Origin of the sequence: Alcanivorax sp. MD8A, assembly GCF_002888555.1 — a bacterium.
Lineage (GTDB): Bacteria > Pseudomonadota > Gammaproteobacteria > Pseudomonadales > Alcanivoracaceae > Alcanivorax.
Genome location: NZ_AQOQ01000023.1, coordinates 14,145 through 33,683, shown reverse-complemented (window position 1 = coordinate 33,683; position 19,539 = coordinate 14,145). Strand labels below are relative to the sequence as shown.

Genomic DNA, 19,539 nt, shown 5'->3' with positions numbered 1-19,539 from the left:
GGGTACAGAGCTTAGGACCGTCTTTTCTCAGCGGTCTCTGTGCCCTCTGTGGTTTGTCCAGGCTTGGGCTATCGCGCCGCGAGCGACGCTCCTACGTATAGGTGGGAGGATCAAATCGGACTTTTCCCGTCAATCCGTGATGAACCGAAAAAAAGCCGGCCCGGTGAAAACCGGGCCGGCTTTTTTGTGCGTCACGGATTGGTGGGAAAACAGGTTGGTCAGATGTCTGACGCGAAAGGCAGAAATGGTCTCGTCCTGTTCACCAGTGAGTCCCTTGCCGCTATGCCACTCAAGCGGTGCAAACCGGGTAGCGTCAGTCCAGTTTGGCTTCGGCTTCTTCCAGCGCTTCCATGGCGTCAAGCAGGGCGCCTTCCAGTTCATCGTGCTGCTTTTTCAGGCGCGCCTGATCACCGAGCAAGCCGTTCATTTCGTTCCGACGGGCGTCATCGGTATAGAGCGAGTCGTCGCTGAGAGCCTGCTCGACTTGTGCCAGTTGTTTGTCGCATTCCGCCAGCTGTTTTTCCTGTTGTTCCACCTGTTTTTTCAGCGGCCGCAACTGTTCGCGTTTTTGCGCGGCCTGTTGGCGGCGGGCTTTGGCATCCAGGCCATCGTCGGTTTTTTCTTCACGAACCGGTTTGCCGTCCTTACGGTTTTGCTGCAACCAGCGAGCGTAATCGTCCAGGTCGCCATCGAAGCGGCGAACCTCACCGTTGGCCACCAGCCAGAATTCGTCCACAGTGGTTTCCAGCAAGTGGCGATCGTGGGACACCATGACCACAGCACCTTCGAAGGCCTGCAAGGCGAGGGTGAGTGCCTCGCGCATGTCCAGATCAAGATGGTTGGCCGGTTCGTCCAGTACCAGCAGGGCGGGTTTTTCCTGCACGATCATGGCCAGTGCCAGGCGGGACTTTTCCCCACCCGAGAAGCGGCCCACCGGGGCAAAGACATCATCGCCATGGAATCCGAAGCGGCCCAGTTCGCTACGCAGTTGCGATTCGCTCCATTTGGGATAAAAACGGGACAGCATCTGGTAGGGCGTGTCGCTGTGATCCAGCCGGTCGACCTGTTGTTGGTGAAAGTAGCCTACGGCAAGGTCCCGGTCTTTTTCAAAGCGCCCGGCCAAGGGCGGCAGCTCGCCGACGAGCGTGCGGATGAGGGTGGATTTGCCCGCGCCGTTGGGGCCCAGCAGTCCCAGCCGGGACTCGGGACGCAGGCTCAGGCTGACCTGGCTGAGGATGGCCACGTCACCCTCATTGTTGCGGTAACCGCATTGCACCTGTTCCAGGTTTTCCATGGGGTTAGGCAGCTTTTCCGGCATATGGAAGTCAAAGCTGAAACCGGAATCCACATGGGCCGGGGCGATCAGTTCGAGCTTTTCCAGCGCCTTTACCCGGCTCTGGGCCTGCTTGGCCTTGCTGGCCTTGGCCTTGAAACGGCGGATGAAGGTTTGCAGGTGGGCCACCTGGGCCTGCTGCTTGTCATGCATTTTTTGTTGCAGCGCCAGTTGCTCGGCGCGCTGGCGTTCGAAGTCGGAGTAGCCGCCACTGTAGTGATGCAGTTTTTGCCGTTCGATATGCAGGATCTGGTTTACCGTGGCATCCAGAAAGGCTCGGTCGTGGGAGATCACCAGCAACGCCCCGGGTTGCTGGATCAAGTAGCTTTGCAGCCACAGGATGGCATCCAGATCCAGGTGGTTGGTGGGCTCATCCAGCAGCAGCAGGTCGGCGTCGCTCATCAGCACCTGGGCCAGATTCAGGCGCATGCGCCAGCCACCGGAAAAGCTGGAGACAGGCTGGCGCTGCTGGGTTTCGCTGAATCCCAGGCCGGCTAACAAGGTGGCCGCGCGGGCGGGTTGTTGCCAGGCGTGCAGAGCTTCCAGTTCGCCATGGGCTACGGCAATGGCGTGATTGTCACCGGCGCTTTCTGCGTCGGCCAGTTTGCGCTCTGCGCGGCGCAGGGCCTTGTGTCCGTCCAGCACATAGTCCACGGCAGGCTGTGCCAGGGCCGGCACTTCCTGGGCCATCATGGCCAGACGCCAGTCATTGGGACAATTCAGGTTGCCGCCGTCGCTCTCCAGTTCGCCCATGATAAGCTTGAACAGCGAACTCTTGCCGGTACCGTTGCGGCCCACCAGCCCCACGCGCCAGCCTTTGTGCAGCACAAAACTGGCCTCCTCCAGCAGGAGGTCCGGGCCGCGGCGCAGGTTGATCTGTTCCAGAGAAAGCATGGTGGGTCCGTCAATAATGAGAAACCGGCGCAGTGTAAGCCAGCCAATCGGATGGGGGAACCGTGGACGATACCGTGAAACAGGATCTTTGGCGCTACGCGCTGGGACGGTGGCAGGACAAGGCGTTTGAGCAGGCTTGCCTGACGTTGCAGGATACCTACCAGGTGCCGGTGTCGTTGTTATTGTGCGGGCTGTGGCTGGCGGCCTCCGGCAAGCAGCCGGATGCGCTGGTAGGGCGGCGCGTGGCTGAGGTGGCGGAGCAGTTCGAAGTCGACTATCTACGGCCGTTGCGCGCGGTGCGGCGAAAGGCCGGTGAGGATGTCCGTCTGCCTGAATTCAAACGCCAGCTGCAGCAGGTAGAACTGGAAGGCGAGCGCTGGCTGCTCACTACCTTGCCGTCCCTGTGCGATAACCTGCTGCCGGCGGGGGAGCAGGTCGACCCGATGGGGTGGATGTTGGTGCTGGTACCGGAGCTAGCGCAGTGTGAGGGGCTACAGGGTGCGTTGAACGCGCTGGTTGAGTTGAAAGTTCAAAGTTGAAAGTTCAAAAGCGCGACAAAGGGCAGCGCCACCCATTGGCCGCTGGCACCGCGACGCCGCTCCTGTTAAAAACAGTCGGCAACAACCCTATGGGCGCGGCTCTGGCCAACCCCGGATGGCACCCAATCCCGACCGCGCTTTTGAACTTTGAACTTTGAACTGGCCCCTGCCATCCTTCTTTTCCCTTGAGTTTCACCGGACCGCATCATGACCATCGACCTCGACTTTGACCGCGATCATCTCTGGCACCCCTACACCTCTACCTCCAAACCGCTGCCCACCTTTCCGGTGGCCAGTGCTCGCGGGGTACGGCTGACGCTGGAAGATGGTCGTGAGCTGGTGGATGGCATGTCGTCCTGGTGGGCGGCGGTGCATGGCTACAACCACCCGGTGCTTAACCAGGCTGCCAAAGACCAGATCGATCGCATGGCCCATGTCATGTTTGGTGGTCTGACCCATGAGCCTGCCGTCGAGCTCGGCAAGACCTTGGTGGCGCTCACCCCTGCGCCTCTGCAAAAGGTCTTTCTGGCAGACAGTGGTTCTGTGTCGGTTGAGGTTGCCATCAAGATGGCGCTGCAGTTCTGGCTGAGCCAGGGGCACACCGGCAAGGACAAGTTGCTGGCGCTGCGTAACGGCTATCACGGCGATACCTTTGGGGCCATGGCTACCTGTGATCCGGTCAATGGCATGCATTCCCTGTTCAGTGGTGTGCTGGCAAAACATCACTTTGCCCCCGCCCCACAGAGCGCGTTCGAGGGCCCGTTGCAGGAAGAGGATGTGGCCGCAGTGCGCTCCGTGCTGGAACAACACAGTGGTGAGATTGCAGCCATTATTTTGGAACCGGTGGTACAGGGTGCCGGCGGCATGCGCATTTACCACCCCGGTTATCTGAAGGCCGTGCGTGCACTGTGTGATGAATTCGGAGTGCTGCTGATTTTCGATGAAATCGCCACCGGGTTTGGCCGTACCGGCAAGCTGTTTGCCATGGAACACGCGGATGTGTGCCCCGATATCCTCTGCCTGGGCAAGGCGATCACCGGGGGCTACATGACCCTGGCCGCGACGCTGTGCACCGACCGCGTGGCCGCGGGCATTTGCGATGGTGAGGCGGGCGTGTTGATGCATGGCCCTACTTTCATGGGCAACCCCCTGGCCTGTGCGGTGGCCAACGCCAGCATCCAGTTGCTGCTGGATTCCGGCTGGCAGCAGAAGGTGGCCGCCATTGAGCAGCAGCTAAAACAGGAGTTGCTGCCCCTGAAGGCGCTGGACAGTGTGGCAGATACGCGGGTGCTGGGGGCCATCGGCGTGATGGAGATGCAAGAGCCGGTGGCCATGGAACAGGTGCAGCAACAGTTTGTGGAGCAGGGGGTATGGATTCGCCCGTTCGGCAAACTGGTCTACGTCATGCCCCCGTTCGTGATCGAACCGGCAGACCTGAGCAAACTGACCGGTGCCATGCGGGATCTGGCAGAGCGAAGCTGATGGCTACAAGCTACAAGCTACAAGCTACAAGCTACAAGCTACAAGCTACAAGCTACAAGCTACGCTTGGTTGGAATGGAAAACCTAAAATAGTTCCGGGGCTTTTAGAAGAACGGAAACGCCTTCCAGATCGTTGAGTTCGGCGCCAATAAATAACCTGAGCACTCCGTAGGAACGTAGCGCAGCGGAGTAACGCACGTAGTGCGGCCCCGAAGGGGTGAGCGAAGCGAATAACTATGCTTGCATGGCGAACCGAGCCCAAGCGAGGAAGGGATCCCGGAAACATATTCCCCCCTAAACAACGCCTCGCAAAAAAACAGAATCCCAACCCATCACCGAAACCCCGGCATGGCCTGAATAAGATGGCGCTGAACCTCCAGCCATTCGCCAATTAAACGCCAGTGCTGGCGATCATCCAGATTGCGGGACACCGCAGCATCCATGATGCCTTCACCATGGCTCATGGCTTGCACATAAAGCTGGGTATCGCGCAGGGTGACCAGATACGGAATCTTCAGGCTAGTCAGGAACTGACGCAGAGCCGCATACATCTTTGTGCGGGTACGGGCCCGGTTTGCCACCACCGCCAGGCGCCGTGGCCGGCGACGATAGGTCGGGGTGAGCATGACCGCCTGTAGAAAGCGGGTGGTGGCGCGGATGTCGATGGGACTGGGCAATACCGGCACCAGCACGATCTGTGACAAGCGCAGCAAGTGGTCGAGCTCATGGGGGTCTAGCCCCGCGGGAGAATCGATCACTACCAGCTCGCCGGCCTGATCCAGCTTTTGTTGCAGGCGGCCCAGAGAGAGCGGCTCCGACACCGGCCACGCCAGGCCATGAATATGGGTGCTCTTGCGCAGCTTCAGCCATTGGGTCGCCGACTGCTGGGGATCGAGATCCAGCAGGGTCACCGGACGGCCCAGTGCCTCGTAATAACTGACAAGATTGGTGGCAATGGTGGTTTTTCCGCAGCCGCCCTTGCTGTTGGCAACCAGTATAACGGTGCGTTTGACCGTGGTTGCCGGGCTGTTATGTGCGCTATTCATGCGGTTGAGTGCCAAGATTTTCGTATGATTGTACCCATCCTTGCGTTCCGGGCGACTGACATCCCGGAAAACAGTGAATCCCCTCACACTTGTCACACTACCGCATCTGACTGAAAAGTGGTGTAAATTGTTGTGCTTTGGGCAATGGCGGCAGGGAACCCTGAGCGATTTCGCTGTCATAAAAGGGGAAGGAAATCGGGATGCGTTATTTTCTTATCATTGTTGCATTGATCGCCGCGCTGCTGGCAGCCTTGTTCACCATTCCGCTTGGGGGTGACAAGCCGCTGCTTAACTGGCAGCACGTGAAGGAAAACTGGCAACAACCAGAGCGGTTGTTTGATAAGGGGTTGTCGCCCTGGGTCAGACAATCCGGCGAAACCGAGCTGTATCGCTGGCGCGACCCGGAAGGAAACTGGCAGTATGGCCAGATTCCGCCGCCGGGGGTGCATGCCGAAGCGGTTACCGTAAAAGATCCCAAGACCATCAGCGCTGAAGAAATGCGTGGTGGTGAGGGATCGCAACAGACACAACAACAGTAGGCCAATTGGAGGCAGAATGAAGAAATTGGGAATCGTACTGGCAGGCTCTGTACTGCTGGTCGCCTGTGGTCAGGACAAGGTGGAACTCAAGACTGACGACCAGAAAGCGTCCTATGCACTGGGTTTCCGCAGCGCGGAACAGATGCGTAGCCTGGACAATCTGGACCTGGATGCCATGGTCGCTGGCCTGCGTGATGGTTTTGAAGAAAGTGGTGAGTCCCGTCTGGGGGAAGAGGATCTGGATCAGCTGATTCGTGACTTCCAGGGCCGCATGATTGCCGCCGAGCAGAAGAAGATGGAAGAGAAAGCGGGCGCTAACCAGGCAGCCAGCGAGACCTTCCTGAAAGAGAACGGTGCCCGTGAAGGTGTGACGACCACCGACAGTGGCCTGCAGTATGAAGTGCTGGCCTCCGGTGAAGAAGGTGCCGCGTCCCCGACCCTGGAAGACACCGTGGAAGTGCACTACCACGGTACCCTGCCCGATGGCACGGTGTTCGACAGTTCTGTTGATCGCGGCCAGCCGGCCACCTTTGGTCTGCAGCACATCATCAAGGGCTGGCAGGAAGCGCTGCCGATGATGAAGGAAGGCGACAAGTGGAAGATCGTTGTGCCGCCGGCGCTGGGTTACGGTGAGCAAGGTGCCGGTGGAGACATTGGTCCGAACCAGGTGCTGATCTTCGAGATCGAGCTGCTGGACGTGAAAGGCGGTGAAGACGCTGCTGGCGAATAAGCGCTGCAGGTTTTTCGCTGAAAAAGGGCGCCTTCGGGCGCCCTTTTTAATGCCCGGATTATTCTTGCGCGCGTCTAGTGCATTGCCTGCTTGAGAGGGGGTTCCTGCTGATGGATGCTCAGTATCAGCTGGTCTTCCAGAGAGAAACGTTCCTCCAGGGTTTCCATCAGGCGGCTGATGCGCTGCGGTAGCTCTGCTTTCAGCGTGGCACAGGTGTCCGGGTTTTCAAAATCCGCGTTAAAGGCCAGGGCTTCGTCGGTGGAGCTGTCCAGCTGGCGAAGAATCTGGTGGGTCAGCCCCGGGTTCTCGCGATGGAAATGGCGGGCTTCGTTGACCAGCTCGCGATATACCTCGAAATAGCCTGCGCTGATGTAGTCCATCAGCAACTCACAAAAGTGCTGTAATTGCTGTTGTCGTGGCATGTCGGAACGGGATAGACCACGGATACCCTGCAGGGCACAAAGCAACACGATCAATTGTTGGCGTTCGTCCAGCCAGGCTTGAACCAGTGCTTCGATACGGTGCCATTGGGCCATTGCGGCAGAAGAAGATGAGCTCGCCATTGTGTTCCCTCCTTAGTGAATGGCTGCGCGAATTTTGTCGTGGGGCTATCGAGACTAGGACGGAGGCAAAGCCCGGTGCAATGGTCAGAATGGGTCGTGCCGGGCTCGGTGCCAAGATGAGTGGTAAAAGCTGTGCGGGCTCAATGGCTTGCTGATAAAGACGGATTTGTCATAACGGCGGCCCTTTTTGTGCCGCCGGCATCACACTTTGTGTTGCCCGGGCAGGGGCGGATTGGGAGATTACTGGCCCAGCCACTGGGCGACCCAGGGCCATATCCAGGGCAATGCCATGGCGGTGACCAGTCCGCACAGGCCCAGGGCCAGGCCGGCAAAGGCGCCGGCTTTTTCGCCGTATTCAAAGGCGCGGGCGGTACCGATGGCATGCGCCACCAGCCCGAGGGCGAAGCCCTTGATGCGTTGGTCGTTTACCTTCAGCAGTCGGAAGATGGGGCCGGCGGTCAGCGCGCCCACAATCCCGGTGATGGCCACCGCGCCGGCTGCCAGTGAGACATATCCTCCGGTGGATTTGACCACTTCTACGGCGATGGGGGTGGTGATCGACTTCGGCGCCAGCGAGCCCACCACTTCTGCCGGTGCGCCCAGCCACCAGGCCAGACCGACGGCAATGGCAGCGGAAATGGCGGCACCTATCAGGGTGGCCACCACGATGGGGGTCAGCACGCTGCGTACGGCGTGCAGCTGACGGTACAGGGGCCAGGCCAGTGCCACGGTGGCCGGGCCCAGCAGGAAAGCGATAAGGCGGGTTTGATCGCGGTATTCGTCATAGTTCACCCCTACCAGAGGGAGAACGATAATGACCGGGATAGAGGCCACCAGGAACGGGTGAAACACTGGCAGGCTGTTGCTCTTGCCATAGACCCACAAGGCGAACCGGTAGCTGGCCAGCGTCAGCAGGATCCCGAACAGCGGGGTATGGGCCAGTGCCGCCAGGTTATCCAGTTCAGTGCTCATGGGGATCTCCGGGCTTGCCCATGAGCTTTTTCAGCATCAGGGTCACCAGCAGCATGCTGAGGATGGTGCCGATCACTACGGCCACGGCCAGTGCCAATGCATAGTCTTCGTAGCGGTGCCACTGCAGCACAATGCCTACCCCCAGAGGGAAAATCAGCAGACTGATGTGCTTGATCAGGGCGCCGGCCGCCGGGGCGACCCGCTGGGTGAAGGGGGTATTGAGCAGCAATGCGACCAGCAACAGCACCATGCCCACGACGGAGGCGGGCAGGGGGATGCCGGTCAGGCGAATCAGGATCTCCCCCAGAAACTGGAAGAACAGCAGGATCAGCAGGCCATCGATCATTGGGGGATCAACGCGGCAGCGGACGGAACATCTGGATCAGGGCGAGCACCAGCAGCCCGGCAAACACCACCAGCGACCAGCTCGGCAGGCTCAGTCCCAGGAAGGACCAGTCCATGTCGGCACATTCTCCGGACCCGGCCAGCACTTGCTGGATTACGTTCTGCATCGGGAACACATCCATCATGTATTCCAGCCCGGGGCCACAGGCGGGAACCTGGTCCGGTGGCAGATTCTGCAGCCAGATGTGGCGAATGGCCACTGCGCCACCGCCAATGGCTGCCAGGGCGGTCAGCAGTCCGTAAAGGCGCACCCCGATCCGCTTGGGGCCATGCAGCGAGGCAACCAGCAACACCAGGGCGGCGGCCATGACGCCAACACGCTGGAAAATGCACAGCGGGCAGGGTTCGAGGCCATCCACATGCTGCAGGTACAAGGCACCTGCCATGGCGGCAATACAGCCCAGAAGGGCAAGGAAATTCAGCAGACGAGGAGCAGGAATCACAGCAGACATGGCAAGCTCTATCGAACAGGGGTGGCGGAAGGGTAGGCAAAAGCACCTGTGGCGGCAAGGGTGGAGCGACAACAGAGGTCAGACCGGTGGCAGAGGGTAAGGTTCCTCCCGGGCGTCAGCGTCGGGTGTCTGCCAGCCTGAAGCCGGGTAAGAAAAGGGGAGGTCGGTCTGGATCAGGCCTGTTGTGCCTGCTGGTTTTTCAGGTTGCGGTCGTGCCAGGCATCAATGCCGGCTTCCCAGCCCTGAAACCACCATTCGGCCAGTGGTTCGTCTGCACTATAGGGGCAACGATTACTGTCGCCGCCGCCCATGCCCCACATGCAGCCCTGATTATAGGCTTTCTCGCACTGCTCCCGATTCGGGGTCATGCCATTCTCCCGGTTGATTCCTGTGAGACAGGGGTGCCTCTGCATAACGCCTTGCGTGCTCAGTCTGGAAAACCCAAGGGGCGCGGCCTGAAGCGTGCAAGGCGTTATTCAGAAGTACCCTAGCACTGTGGTGCAAATTGCATAGGGATAGAGTGCGCATTTTTGTTGAAAAAGTGCGCAGTCGTGCAACGGTTTGTACCTTTTGTCAGCTTGCCGCTTCCTTGGGGGAAAGGCGTTTCACCACAGGGGGGGCACAGAGTCCGCAGAGGCGACCTGAAACAGGTTTTCCTCGGTGATCGCTGTGCCCTCTGTGGTAAACGGGCCAGGATGATTTAGCGGAAGTAATCCGCCAGATAGTCGGCGAAAGGCGGTTCGTTCACCGCTTCCCATGCCTTCTGTTCGGTGAGACTTTGCGCGGCCAGGGTTTCCAGGCGAGTGTTGGTGTCGTCACAACGCTGGCGGGACAGGAAGTGGTCGCGGTGGGCCAGGGCCTGATTCATGGCGAACTGGAAGAAGGTTTGCTCACGGGATTCCAGTTTTTCCATGATCTGGGCAGACGGCGTGGCATCCGGGGTGCGGACTTTTTCCTGCTGGCGGGCCAGCGCATTGGCGTAGTTGTTGCCGCCGTGGGCGCGATCAAACAGCTCAGCGATAGGCTGCATCTGTTCCAGCTTTTCGCTGGCCCATTCCCCGAAGGAGATGGATTTGCCCCAGTTGTTCAGGGCAATAGAGGTATCGCGGCCGTTGTAGACCACCTGGCGAAGGTTGTCCTTGCTGGCGTTGAGGTCGCACTTCTCCAGAAGGGGCGATTCGCGCAACAGGCAGTAGGTGGCGAACAGATCAAGAAAACGGATTTCCTGCTGATTGATGCCCACCGGCTCGAACGGGTTCAGATCCAGCGCACGGATTTCAATGTATTCAACGCCGCGTTTCTGCAAGGCAGTGGTAGGGCGCTCGCCCTTGTTGATGGTGCGCTTGGGGCGAATCGAGGAGTAGTACTCGTTCTCGATCTGCAGGATGTTGGCATTGAGTTGCTGGTACTGGCCCGCGGCATCCAGCACGCCGATTTTCTCGTAAGCAGGTTCCGGCGTCTTGATGGCATGGGTCAGTGATTCCACATACTCATCGAGGTTGTTGTAGCTGATGGCCAGGGAGGACTGGGCATTGTTCTGGTAGCCCAGATCGCTCATGCGCAGGCTGGTGGCATGGGGCTTGAACAGGGTGTGGTCAAAGGTGTCGAGCTGGTGCTCGCGACCGGCCAGGAACGACTTGCACAGTGCCGGTGAGGCGCCGAACAGGTAGACCAGTAGCCAGGAGTAACGCTGGAAATTGCGGGTCAGATCGAAGTAGCGTCGCGAGATGTAGTCCTGCAATGGTGCGCTGTCGCCTTCCAGTACCTGGTTCAGTTTCCAGAACTCTTCCGGGTAGGAAAAGTTGTAGTGGATGCCGGCGATGGTCTGCATTTTGCGGCCATAACGGTGACCAAGCCCTTCGCGGTAGACGGTCTTCATACGGCCCACATTGGAGCTGCCGTATTGCGCCACCGGCACATCATTGTCCTTGCTGATCATGCAAGGCATGGAATTGACCCACAGCACTTCGTCACCGATGTGGCTGTACACATAGCGGTGGAGTTGTTCCAGGAACTCCAGCGGTTTGTGCAGCTCGGTGGTGGCTGGGGTGATGAACTCCAGCAGGGCTTCCGAATAGTCGGTGGTGATGTAGGGGTGGGTCAGGGCTGAACCCAGTGCCTGCGGGTGAGGGGTCTGGGCGAGGGTGCCATCGGTGGTAATGCGCAGACTTTCCTTTTCGATGCCGCGACGAATGCCGGCCAGGGTGGCGGCGGCATCGGAATCCAGCAGGGCACGGATACGTTGTTCAAGTTTGGCCATAACAGGCAGTTCCGTTCTCGATATCCGGGTGGCAGGGGGCACATTGGGCCCCCTGCCTACGGGATTGTCGCCCTACCTTGCATGGTCAGGGCTGCAATCACCAGCGGTTGGCGGGACTATTTTCCCTTCTTTTCAGCCATGGCATTGGCGAGTAGCTGACCAAAGGAGCCGGTGCCCTTGTTGCCTTGCTGGTTGCCCTGGCCGCGGTTGCCGCCCTGACGCTGGCCACGGGGGCCATTGTTGCCCTTGCGGGGGCCGCCGCCATTGCGGGCAGGGGCTGCCCCTTTCTCGGCGGGCTGGTCGTCCATGCGCATGGTCAGACTGATACGCTTACGGTCCAGGTCCACATCCAACACTTTTACCTTGACGATGTCGCCCGGCTTGGCCACATCGTGCGGGTCTTCCACGAACTTGTCAGACAGGGCCGACACGTGCACCAGGCCATCCTGGTGAACGCCGATGTCCACGAAGGCGCCAAAGTTGGTCACGTTGGTCACTGTGCCTTCCAGGATCATGGACGGCTTCAGGTCCTTGAGGGTTTCGATCCCTTCCTTGAAGACCGCCGCCTTGAATTCCGGGCGTGGGTCGCGGCCGGGTTTTTCCAGCTCGCTGAGGATGTCGGTCACGGTGGGCAGACCGAAATTGTCATCGGTGAAATCCACTGCGTTGACCTTTTTCAGGAAGGGTGCATCGCCGATCAGTTCCTTCAGCGGGCGGCCGTGTTTCTCGGCGATCTTTTCGACCACCGGGTAGGCTTCCGGGTGAACGGAAGAGCTATCCAGCGGGTTTGCGCCGTCCATGATGCGCAGGAAACCGGCGGCTTGTTCAAAGGTCTTGTCGCCCAGGCGCGGTACCTGTTTGAGATCGATACGGGAGCCAAAGGCGCCGTTCTTTTCCCGGTAGGAGACGATGTTGCCGGCAATGGTGGCATTCAGGCCGGCAATGCGTGCCAGCAGCGGGGCGCTGGCAGTGTTCACGTCTACCCCCACCGAGTTCACACAGTCTTCCACCACGGCGTCCAGCGAGCGGGACAGTTTGACCTGGCTGACGTCGTGCTGGTACTGGCCCACCCCGATGGCTTTCGGGTCGATTTTCACCAGCTCGGCCAGTGGGTCTTGCAGACGGCGGGCGATGGAGACCGCGCCACGGAAGGAAACGTCCAGATCGGGGAATTCGCGGGCAGCGGTTTCCGATGCGGAGTACACCGATGCGCCCGCTTCGGAGACCATGATCTTCTGGATGTTGCCCTTGCTGGCCTTGACCACTTCACCGGCCAGCTTGTCGGTTTCCCGGCTGGCGGTGCCGTTGCCCACTGCGATCAGTTCCACCTTGTGCTTCAGGCACAGGGCCGCGAGTACCGACAGGGACTGGTCCCACTGGTTCTTGGGCTGGTGCGGGAAGATGGTGGTGTGTTCCAGCAGTTTGCCGGTGGCGTCGACAACCACGACTTTGACCCCGGTACGCAGGCCGGGATCGAGACCCATGGTGCATTTGGGGCCGGCGGGGGAGGCCATCAGCAGGCTCTTCAGGTTTCGGGCGAAGACCTGAATGGCTTCTTCTTCACCGAGCTCGCGTACGCGGCCCAACAGTTCGGTTTCCAGGTGGGTGTTGAGCTTGATCTTCCAGGTCCAGCGCATCACTTCCTTGAGCCAGTCATCGGCGGCGCGGCCTTGATGGCTCCAGCCAGATACGGCGGTGACCATGGCTTCACAGGGATGGGGGATGGCTGTTTCCAGCTCTTCCGGCAGCACCATGGAGACATGCAGGATGCTCTCGTTGCGGCCACGGAACAGGGCCAGGGCCCGGTGGCTGGGGATATCCTTCAGGGCTTCGCTGTGATCGAAGTAATCGCTGAATTTGGCGCCGTCCTTCTCTTTGCCATCTGCCAGCTTGGACTGAATCTGTGCCTTGTCCCAGAGGTAGGTGCGCAGGCGGGTCAGCAGCTCGGCGTTTTCGGCGAAACGCTCCATGAGAATCTGCTTGGCGCCGTCCAGGGCGTCTTTGGCGGTGGCGATCTTGTGCTCTTCGTTGAGGTAGCCAGCGGCCAGCGCCTCGGGCTCTTGGGTGGGATCGTCCAGCAGGGTGTCGGCCAGGGGTTCCAGGCCGGCTTCGCGGGCAATCTGGGCGCGGGTGCGGCGCTTGGGCTTGTAGGGCAGGTAAAGGTCTTCCAGGCGGGTCTTGGTGTCGGCCGCCTTGATGGCCTTTTCCAGTTCCGGGGTGAGCTTGTCCTGCTCGGCGATGCTCTTGAGGATGGCGTCGCGGCGCTCTTCCATCTCTCGCAGGTAGCGCAGTCGTTCTTCCAGATTCCGCAGCTGGGTGTCGTCCAGGCCGCCGGTGACTTCTTTCCGGTAACGGGCAATAAAGGGGACGGTGGCACCTTCGTCGAGCAGGGCGACGGCAGCGTGGACTTGCCGCTCCTGACAGGAGAGTTCTTCAGCAATGATCTGTTCAATACTACGCATGGACTATTCCTTGATGGCCTGGCCGGTCACGCTGGGGCAGGCACGCTTTTAAAACAAAACGACCGGAATCATAGGGAATGATTCCGGTCGTTGATAGATTGACTTGTAAAAGTGGCTGTGGCTTGGATTCAGCGGCTCACGGGGGTTAGCCCAGAGCCTTGTTGATCATGGCCACCAGCTCGGCTTCCACCGGGGGTTTGACCACATAGCCAAAGGCGCCCTGGCGTTCGCCCCAGACCTTGTCGGTCTCCTGATCCTTGGTGGTGACCAGAATCACGGGAATGCTCTCGGTGCTGGGATCGCGGGTAATCTTTCGGGTGGCCTGGAAGCCATTAAGCTCGGGCATGACCACATCCATCAGGATCAGGTCAGGTTGTTCCTGCCGGGCCATCTCGACCCCTTCCATGCCGTTGCTGGCGGTGACGACTTCATGGCCCTGGCCCTGGACAATCTTGACCAGGTTGGTCAGTTGGGTCGGGGAGTCGTCCACCACAAGAATTTTTGCCATCTCTTGCTCTCCTCAATGCCGACGTATTTTACGGTCCCGGTCGGCCCAATTCTGTTTTTTTATGTGTGCGGTTCAATCAATCCCGCATGATAGCAGCCAGCGGGGCAAAGGTAAGCTGTCGAATTCCGGCACCCAGGTGACGCAGAGTGTCGCCAATAGCAGCTACAAGCCACAAGCCTCAAGCTGCAACACGGGGGAGGTCGGTGCCATTCGTTTGGCTCCATACCCGCGTACCAAGTCTGGACTAAAGGCATTTTTTACCACAGAGAGTGCAGCGCAGGCGGGATTGTCTCCGTGCCCGTTGTGGTAACCCCCTTCTTTTACGGGGGCAGGGCCGCCAGGCCCTGAACGCGGGCAGGGCAGATAATTCCGCGCCAGCCCGGCCTGCGTTGCAGCTTGTAGCTTGCCCCTATCTTGTCAGGGTATGAGCACTGCGCCGGGTCCAGAACAGCAGTGGCAGCAACACCAGGGCAATCCACACCGTGGTTTTGGCCTGCTCCCAGAAAGCCAGAGCCAGAGGGTTCCCTTCAGGCCCGGCCAGCGGGGCAAAGATGGCCATCAGCAGGCCGCCCATCACTACCGCAAGTAGCCAGCGGGCAGCGCTATGGGGGGCCTGGCGGCGGCGGCGGAACAACTGCCACAGGAAAAACGCACCCAGCCCGGCCATCAGCCCCCACAGTATGCCGCCGGGAATGGCCAGCGCCAGATGCCCGGCCTGGCCCGCCGCCAGGATCAGGGGCAACTTGCCCAGTACCATCAACAGCAGCCACGGGCCGAGGATCATGACCCACCACAGGTGCCCGCCCAGACCTTCCGGACCGGGTTGCTGGCGGTAGTGGACAGGGTCGAAACGCCACACCTGCCGGGCCAGTTGCCCCCAGTTAGCCGGAGCCAGTCGCTGGCCCATGCCGCGGAAGTGGTCTCGCTGTTCTTCGATGATCATCAGCATGGCCGGAACCACCAGCAAGATCAGGGCGGTGCCGAAAAACAGCCCGAACACGATGCTGATGGCCATGGGTTTGAGGAACTGGGCCTGCAGGGAGGTCTCGAACAGCATCGGGGTCAGACCGGCTACGGTAGTGATGGAGGTCAGCAGCACCGCCCGAAGACGCCGCACGCAGGCCTCCACAATAGCCTGAAAACGCTCCATGCCTTCGGCCACCAGTTGCTGGTAAAAACTCACCAGTACGATGGAGTCGTTGACGATAATGCCCGATAGCCCGAACAGACCCATGGCCGAGAACATGGAGAAATGGATACCAAAGGGGGCAGCGAACAGGTGGCCAATCACGGCTCCGGTGAGCCCGAAGAAAATGGCGGTCATGATTGCCAGCGGCCAGGAATAGGAGCTGAATACCCAAGCCAGCACGATGTAGATAATGGCCAGGCCAAGCAGGGCGCCGGTAGCCAGATCCCGCAGGTTGTCGGCCTGTTCCTGCAGCTTGCCTTCGTAGCCGATGCCAATACCGTATTTTGCCTGCAGCTCAGGCAGGATGCCGTTGTTCAGGGTGGCAATGATTTCGTTGGCGTTGCCCTGTTCCGGGTCCAGGTCGGCGTAGATGGTCACCGCCAGTTCGCCATTGACCCGGCGCAACAGGTCTACCCCCTGGCGGGCCTCGAAGTGCACCACGTCGCGAAGTGGGATCGCTTCGCCCTGGGGGGTGATGATGGGCAGTCGTTCAATGGCGCTGAAGTGACGGCGTTCGCTGTCGGGCAGCATGACCCGCACCTCGATCTCGTCGTCCTCTTCGTTATAGAGCTGCGCCAGGCTGCCATCAAAGGCGGCCCGCAGCTGGCCGGCCACATCATTGAGTGTCAGCCCCAGTGCGCGCCCTTGAGGGGTGAGTTGGAAGGTCAGCTGCTCCTTGCCGTAGGGCAGGTCGTCGTCCACGTTGCTGACCCCGGAAAACTGCAGAAGCCGTTCCTGCAGTTGCAGTGAGGCTTCCTTGAGTGTGGGAGCATCGGAGCCGGTCAGTTTGACTTCGATGGGCTTGCCCGGGGGGCCGGCTTCTGGTTGGGCGATGCTGAGCTGGTCCAGGCCCGGCGGCAGGGTGAGCTTGTCACGCCAGGTCTTGATCAGGGTCTCGTTGCTGATGTCTCGATCGGCGCCGACATACACTTCCACGACCAGGGTGCCGTATTCGTCGCCGAATTTGTCCTGCCTGCCACCGGGGTTGGGGAAGCCGGCGGCGGCGCCATGGTGGCTGATGACGGTTTGCACCAGGTTTCCGCCCAGTTCTTCGTTGGCTTCGTTGAGCTTGTCTTCCAGTTGCTTGAGAAACTGGTCTACCTGTCTGCGATCGGTGCCAGAGGAGAACTCCACCACGGCTCGCAGTTGATCACCGTCCACATTGGGGAAGAAGGTGAACTTGAGCCAGCCGGTGGAGACCATGGCCAGCGCAAGCACAAAGGCACACACTGCTGACACCGTCACCAGATGGCGGTGGCGGATGGCCCATTCCACCAGCGGGCGGAAGCGCTCCTCACGTAACTGGTCGAAGCCGTCGTCGATGCGCTTGCGCATGCCGCTGGCCTTGATCTGCACGCCTCGGAAACTGTGGTGCAAGTGACCGGGCAGGACCAGAAAACATTCCAGCAACGAGGCCAGAATCACGCAGATCATCACGAAGGGTACGTCAAAGGCAATCTTGCCCATGGCGCCACTCATCATTCCCAGAGGCAGGAAGGCGGCGATGGTGGTGGTGCTGGAGGCCACCACGGGCCAGAACATGCGCCGGGCACCGCCCAGGGCGGCACGGGTGGCGGATTCGCCTTGCTGTAAGTGCGTGAGGGTGTCTTCGCCGACCACAATGGCATCGTCGACAATAATCCCCAGGGCCAGGATCAGACCGAACAGACTGATCATGTTGATGGTGCCGCCAAACAGCCAGACCAGACCCAGTGTTGCCATGAACGAAACGGGAATGCCCAGCATCACCCACCAGGCAACCCGGGCATTAAGGAAAAAGTAGAGGGTCGCAACCACCAGTAGCAGACCCGAAATGCCGTTCCAGAGAAGGGTGGAAATCCGTTCTTCCACCAGCTTCCAAGCCTCGAAATAGAACGTCATTTTCACCCCCTCCGGGAGGGTGTGCTGGTACTGATCGCCCCACGCGTGCACCTTTTCTGCCAGGCCCAGCATGTCGCCGTCTTCGCCGCGCATGACCTGCAGTTCAATAGCCGGGCTACCCTGATAGGTCAGGGTGGCCTGATCATCCCGGGGGCGGCGCTCGATAATGGCCACGTCCCCCAGTGATAGCTGCTGACCGTCGGCTGTGGTGAGCAGGGGCAGCTCGGCAAAGGTTTTTTCGTCGCGCCGCTGGCCCAGTGCTCGTAGCTGTTTGGCCGCATCGTCCCGGCCAACGGTGCCAGCGGGCGTATCCTGACTGAAATTGCGAACCTTGTTGCTGATCTCGCCCAGCGTCATGCGCAGATCGTGGAGGGTGCCGGCAGGGATCTGGATCGCCATTTCTTCTTCGGGAAGGCCAATGAATTCGACCTTGCCGATCCCCAGCGCCAGCAGCTCGTCTTCCATCTTGCGCACCAGGGGACGCAGTTCTTCCAGAGTGCCGTTTTGAGTGGAAACGAGAATCGAGGTGACCAGCGAATAGTTGGTGATTTTCTGGATCACCGGCCGCTCGGCATCCTGCGGCAGGTTGCGTACTGAGTCGATGCGCTGGCGCACATCATCCAGTGCCAGTCCAAGGTCGGTGCCATCCTCCAGCTCGATGAACAGCAGTGACATGCCTTGCTGGGAGCGGGCGATCAATTTCTTGGTGTTGGGCAGGGTGCGAATGGCCTGCTCAACCGGGATGGTGATGGAGCGTTGAATATCCTCCGGGCTGGCCCCTCGCCAGGGAATGGATACCGAGATGAAATCGAATTCGAAGTTCGGGAACAGCTGGGTATTCAGCCGCATCAATCCCAGCCCGCCGAGCAGCAGCATCAGGATCATTAACAGGTTGGCGGCAACCTTGTGTTCGGTGAAGCTGGCGATCAGACCGCGAGATTCGCTCACGGTGCCTCTCCTGCTGCGTCACTGGCTGCAGGAGCCTGGGTGGGTTTGTCCGCATTGCTGCCGGGAGCCGGCTGCGGGTCCACAGGCAGCCCCACAATGGCCTGGGGAAGCTGGGTCACCAACACGCGCTCTCCCCCCTGGAGTTCGGGCGCCTTGAGTAGCAACAAGGATGTCTCACCGTCCATGGCTTCACCGACAATGCTGGCCGGGGTGCGTTGTAGACGATTGTCGTTGTCGATGAGGTAAAGCCGGTTCAGCCCATAGAGCGCCGTCGCGGGCAGGGCCAGCAAATTCTCTCTGGCTGGCAAGGTGAGAGTAATGGTAATGGGTCTGCCCAGTGCCGCAGACGGGACGCCACCGGCAAATTCAAACAAGCCATCGATGCCGCCCCGGGCGTCAGCGGCGTCACCGGCGAGGCGTTTCAGGTTGAGTGACAGGGTGCGGCCTTCCAGTGTGGTGCTGGCGGTCAATGCGCCCTGCAGCAACCCGTCGCGAACGGCGGGAAGGTGGCGCTCGGGAATCTGCGCGCGCACTTCCAGTTCGGTATCGGCAAACAGGCTGATCAGGGGTTCACCGGGGCGCACCCGCTCGCCGGGGGCCACGGCCACATTGGTAATGGTGCCATCAAAGGGCGCCATCACACGGGTGCGAGCCAGATCAATTTCCGCTTGCTTGAGTTGAGCCTCGGCACTGGCAAGGCGGGCTTCCATTCGGACCAGTTCATTGCGGTAATCGCTGACGCTGAGCTGACGCTGGGCAAGAGACAGGTCCGCGCGGGCCTTGGCTTCTTCTGCTTCGTCCAGCTGGGTTTGGGAGACCAGTTTCTTGCCGCGCAGCGATTCCAGTCGCTCCAGATTGTTGGCAGCCAGTTGCGCCAGCTTTTGTTCCAGCGCCAGGTTTTCCTTGTCGCTATCGAAGCGTAATCGGGTGGTCTGCAATTGGGCCTTGGCCTCGTCGCGGCTGGCTTTGGCACGGTCACGGGCGAGGGCGGTTTCGGTGTCGTCCAGCTGGATCAGCAGGTCGCCCTCGCTGACCCGGTTGCCCGAGCGCACCGGGATGTCGGCTACATTGGCAGTTACCACGGCGGTCAGGCTGGCGGCGCGAGGGGACTGGACGCGGCCGAATAACTGGATCTGGGGTGAACGGGAGGCAGGTTCTGCCAACACAAAACGTACCCGGTCGTGGTGTTCAGTGACATCGCGGGTTTCTGCGGCGGGCTTGAAGACCGACAGCAAAACAATGACAAAGACGGTGCCCAGGACGACACGGGCAACCGGTGGAATCTGTTTGAGGCGCTCTCGCAAGGTGAATCCCTTATCGATAATGATTCTCAGGTG

16 protein-coding genes are annotated in these 19,539 nt (G+C 60.2%); 4 read left to right on the top strand and 12 right to left on the bottom strand.

Going from position 1 to position 19,539, the window contains the following annotated elements; all coding sequences use genetic code 11:
• Positions 1-313 precede the first annotated feature (313 nt).
• Entirely contained in the window at positions 314-2,227 is a 1,914-nt protein-coding gene (locus tag A15D_RS12255) for an ATP-binding cassette domain-containing protein (protein ID WP_102792187.1), read from the bottom strand.
• 74 nt (positions 2,228-2,301) lie between these two features.
• Between A15D_RS12255 and A15D_RS12250 the strand changes: the two genes are divergently transcribed.
• Both A15D_RS12250 and bioA read left to right on the top strand, forming a co-directional pair.
• Positions 2,302-2,766: a TIGR02444 family protein gene (locus A15D_RS12250; RefSeq protein ID WP_233192222.1), complete on the top strand. Its 465-nt coding sequence runs from the start codon at positions 2,302-2,304 to the stop codon at positions 2,764-2,766.
• A gap of 207 nt (positions 2,767-2,973) precedes the next feature.
• Positions 2,974-4,248 (top strand): adenosylmethionine--8-amino-7-oxononanoate transaminase, encoded by a 1,275-nt coding sequence (gene bioA, locus A15D_RS12245; RefSeq protein WP_102792185.1) that lies wholly within the window; start codon positions 2,974-2,976, stop codon positions 4,246-4,248.
• Positions 4,249-4,579: 331 nt separating this feature from the next.
• Here bioA and A15D_RS12240 read toward each other — a convergent pair whose 3' ends face one another.
• Positions 4,580-5,293 carry a ParA family protein gene (locus tag A15D_RS12240; RefSeq protein ID WP_102792203.1) on the bottom strand — a complete coding sequence of 238 codons (714 nt, stop codon included), beginning with the start codon at positions 5,291-5,293 and terminating at the stop codon, positions 4,580-4,582.
• Between the two features lie 200 nt (positions 5,294-5,493).
• Here A15D_RS12240 and A15D_RS12235 point away from each other — a divergent pair, with 200 nt between their 5' ends.
• Together A15D_RS12235 and A15D_RS12230 are read left to right on the top strand one after the other, a co-directional pair.
• Positions 5,494-5,832 (top strand): DUF4124 domain-containing protein, encoded by a 339-nt coding sequence (locus tag A15D_RS12235; protein ID WP_102792184.1) that lies wholly within the window; start codon positions 5,494-5,496, stop codon positions 5,830-5,832.
• A gap of 16 nt (positions 5,833-5,848) precedes the next feature.
• Positions 5,849-6,562, top strand: coding sequence for an FKBP-type peptidyl-prolyl cis-trans isomerase (locus tag A15D_RS12230; RefSeq protein ID WP_102792183.1), 714 nt, complete (start codon positions 5,849-5,851; stop codon positions 6,560-6,562).
• Between the two features lie 74 nt (positions 6,563-6,636).
• Here the strand turns inward: A15D_RS12230 and rsd are convergent, their stop codons facing one another.
• The 10 genes from rsd to A15D_RS12180 all read right to left on the bottom strand — a co-directional run bounded on the left by rsd (position 6,637) and on the right by A15D_RS12180 (position 19,506).
• Positions 6,637-7,125 (bottom strand): sigma D regulator, encoded by a 489-nt coding sequence (gene rsd / locus A15D_RS12225; protein WP_102792182.1) that lies wholly within the window; start codon positions 7,123-7,125, stop codon positions 6,637-6,639.
• Between the two features lie 240 nt (positions 7,126-7,365).
• Positions 7,366-8,097: an LrgB family protein gene (locus A15D_RS12220; RefSeq protein WP_102792181.1), complete on the bottom strand. Its 732-nt coding sequence runs from the start codon at positions 8,095-8,097 to the stop codon at positions 7,366-7,368.
• The gene (locus A15D_RS12215) at positions 8,087-8,443 is read right to left on the bottom strand and encodes a CidA/LrgA family protein (protein WP_102792180.1); all 357 of its coding nucleotides are present in this window, start codon (positions 8,441-8,443) and stop codon (positions 8,087-8,089) included. The genes A15D_RS12220 and A15D_RS12215 overlap by 11 nt, the downstream gene beginning before the upstream one ends.
• 7 nt (positions 8,444-8,450) lie before the next feature.
• Positions 8,451-8,954, bottom strand: coding sequence for a disulfide bond formation protein B (locus A15D_RS12210; RefSeq protein WP_102792179.1), 504 nt, complete (start codon positions 8,952-8,954; stop codon positions 8,451-8,453).
• Positions 8,955-9,127: 173 nt separating this feature from the next.
• Entirely contained in the window at positions 9,128-9,322 is a 195-nt protein-coding gene (rmf, locus tag A15D_RS12205) for a ribosome modulation factor (RefSeq protein ID WP_022985390.1), read from the bottom strand.
• A 332-nt stretch (positions 9,323-9,654) separates the two neighbouring features.
• Entirely contained in the window at positions 9,655-11,214 is a 1,560-nt protein-coding gene (gene gshA, locus A15D_RS12200; protein WP_102792178.1) for a glutamate--cysteine ligase, read from the bottom strand.
• 116 nt (positions 11,215-11,330) lie between these two features.
• Positions 11,331-13,676, bottom strand: coding sequence for a Tex family protein (locus tag A15D_RS12195; protein ID WP_102792177.1), 2,346 nt, complete (start codon positions 13,674-13,676; stop codon positions 11,331-11,333).
• Positions 13,677-13,821: 145 nt separating this feature from the next.
• Positions 13,822-14,184 (bottom strand): PleD family two-component system response regulator, encoded by a 363-nt coding sequence (locus A15D_RS12190; protein WP_102792176.1) that lies wholly within the window; start codon positions 14,182-14,184, stop codon positions 13,822-13,824.
• 409 nt (positions 14,185-14,593) lie between these two features.
• Entirely contained in the window at positions 14,594-18,202 is a 3,609-nt protein-coding gene (locus A15D_RS12185; RefSeq protein ID WP_102792175.1) for an efflux RND transporter permease subunit, read from the bottom strand.
• Positions 18,199-19,506 (bottom strand): efflux RND transporter periplasmic adaptor subunit, encoded by a 1,308-nt coding sequence (locus tag A15D_RS12180; RefSeq protein WP_102792174.1) that lies wholly within the window; start codon positions 19,504-19,506, stop codon positions 18,199-18,201. The genes A15D_RS12185 and A15D_RS12180 overlap by 4 nt, the downstream gene beginning before the upstream one ends.
• Between the last annotated feature and the right edge of the window lie 33 nt (positions 19,507-19,539).

Bases quoted from the DNA above. Each gene is read 5' to 3' on its own strand.
- A15D_RS12255 (WP_102792187.1), bottom strand. From the start codon at position 2,227: ATGCTTTCTCTGGAACAGATCAACCTGCGCCGCGGCCCGGACCTCCTG.
- bioA (WP_102792185.1), top strand. From the start codon at position 2,974: ATGACCATCGACCTCGACTTTGACCGCGATCATCTCTGGCACCCCTAC.
- A15D_RS12240 (WP_102792203.1), bottom strand. From the start codon at position 5,293: ATGAATAGCGCACATAACAGCCCGGCAACCACGGTCAAACGCACCGTT.
- A15D_RS12235 (WP_102792184.1), top strand. From the start codon at position 5,494: ATGCGTTATTTTCTTATCATTGTTGCATTGATCGCCGCGCTGCTGGCA.
- A15D_RS12230 (WP_102792183.1), top strand. From the start codon at position 5,849: ATGAAGAAATTGGGAATCGTACTGGCAGGCTCTGTACTGCTGGTCGCC.
- rsd (WP_102792182.1), bottom strand. From the start codon at position 7,125: ATGGCGAGCTCATCTTCTTCTGCCGCAATGGCCCAATGGCACCGTATC.
- A15D_RS12220 (WP_102792181.1), bottom strand. From the start codon at position 8,097: ATGAGCACTGAACTGGATAACCTGGCGGCACTGGCCCATACCCCGCTG.
- A15D_RS12215 (WP_102792180.1), bottom strand. From the start codon at position 8,443: ATGATCGATGGCCTGCTGATCCTGCTGTTCTTCCAGTTTCTGGGGGAG.
- A15D_RS12210 (WP_102792179.1), bottom strand. From the start codon at position 8,954: ATGTCTGCTGTGATTCCTGCTCCTCGTCTGCTGAATTTCCTTGCCCTT.
- rmf (WP_022985390.1), bottom strand. From the start codon at position 9,322: ATGACCCCGAATCGGGAGCAGTGCGAGAAAGCCTATAATCAGGGCTGC.
- gshA (WP_102792178.1), bottom strand. From the start codon at position 11,214: ATGGCCAAACTTGAACAACGTATCCGTGCCCTGCTGGATTCCGATGCC.
- A15D_RS12195 (WP_102792177.1), bottom strand. From the start codon at position 13,676: ATGCGTAGTATTGAACAGATCATTGCTGAAGAACTCTCCTGTCAGGAG.
- A15D_RS12190 (WP_102792176.1), bottom strand. From the start codon at position 14,184: ATGGCAAAAATTCTTGTGGTGGACGACTCCCCGACCCAACTGACCAAC.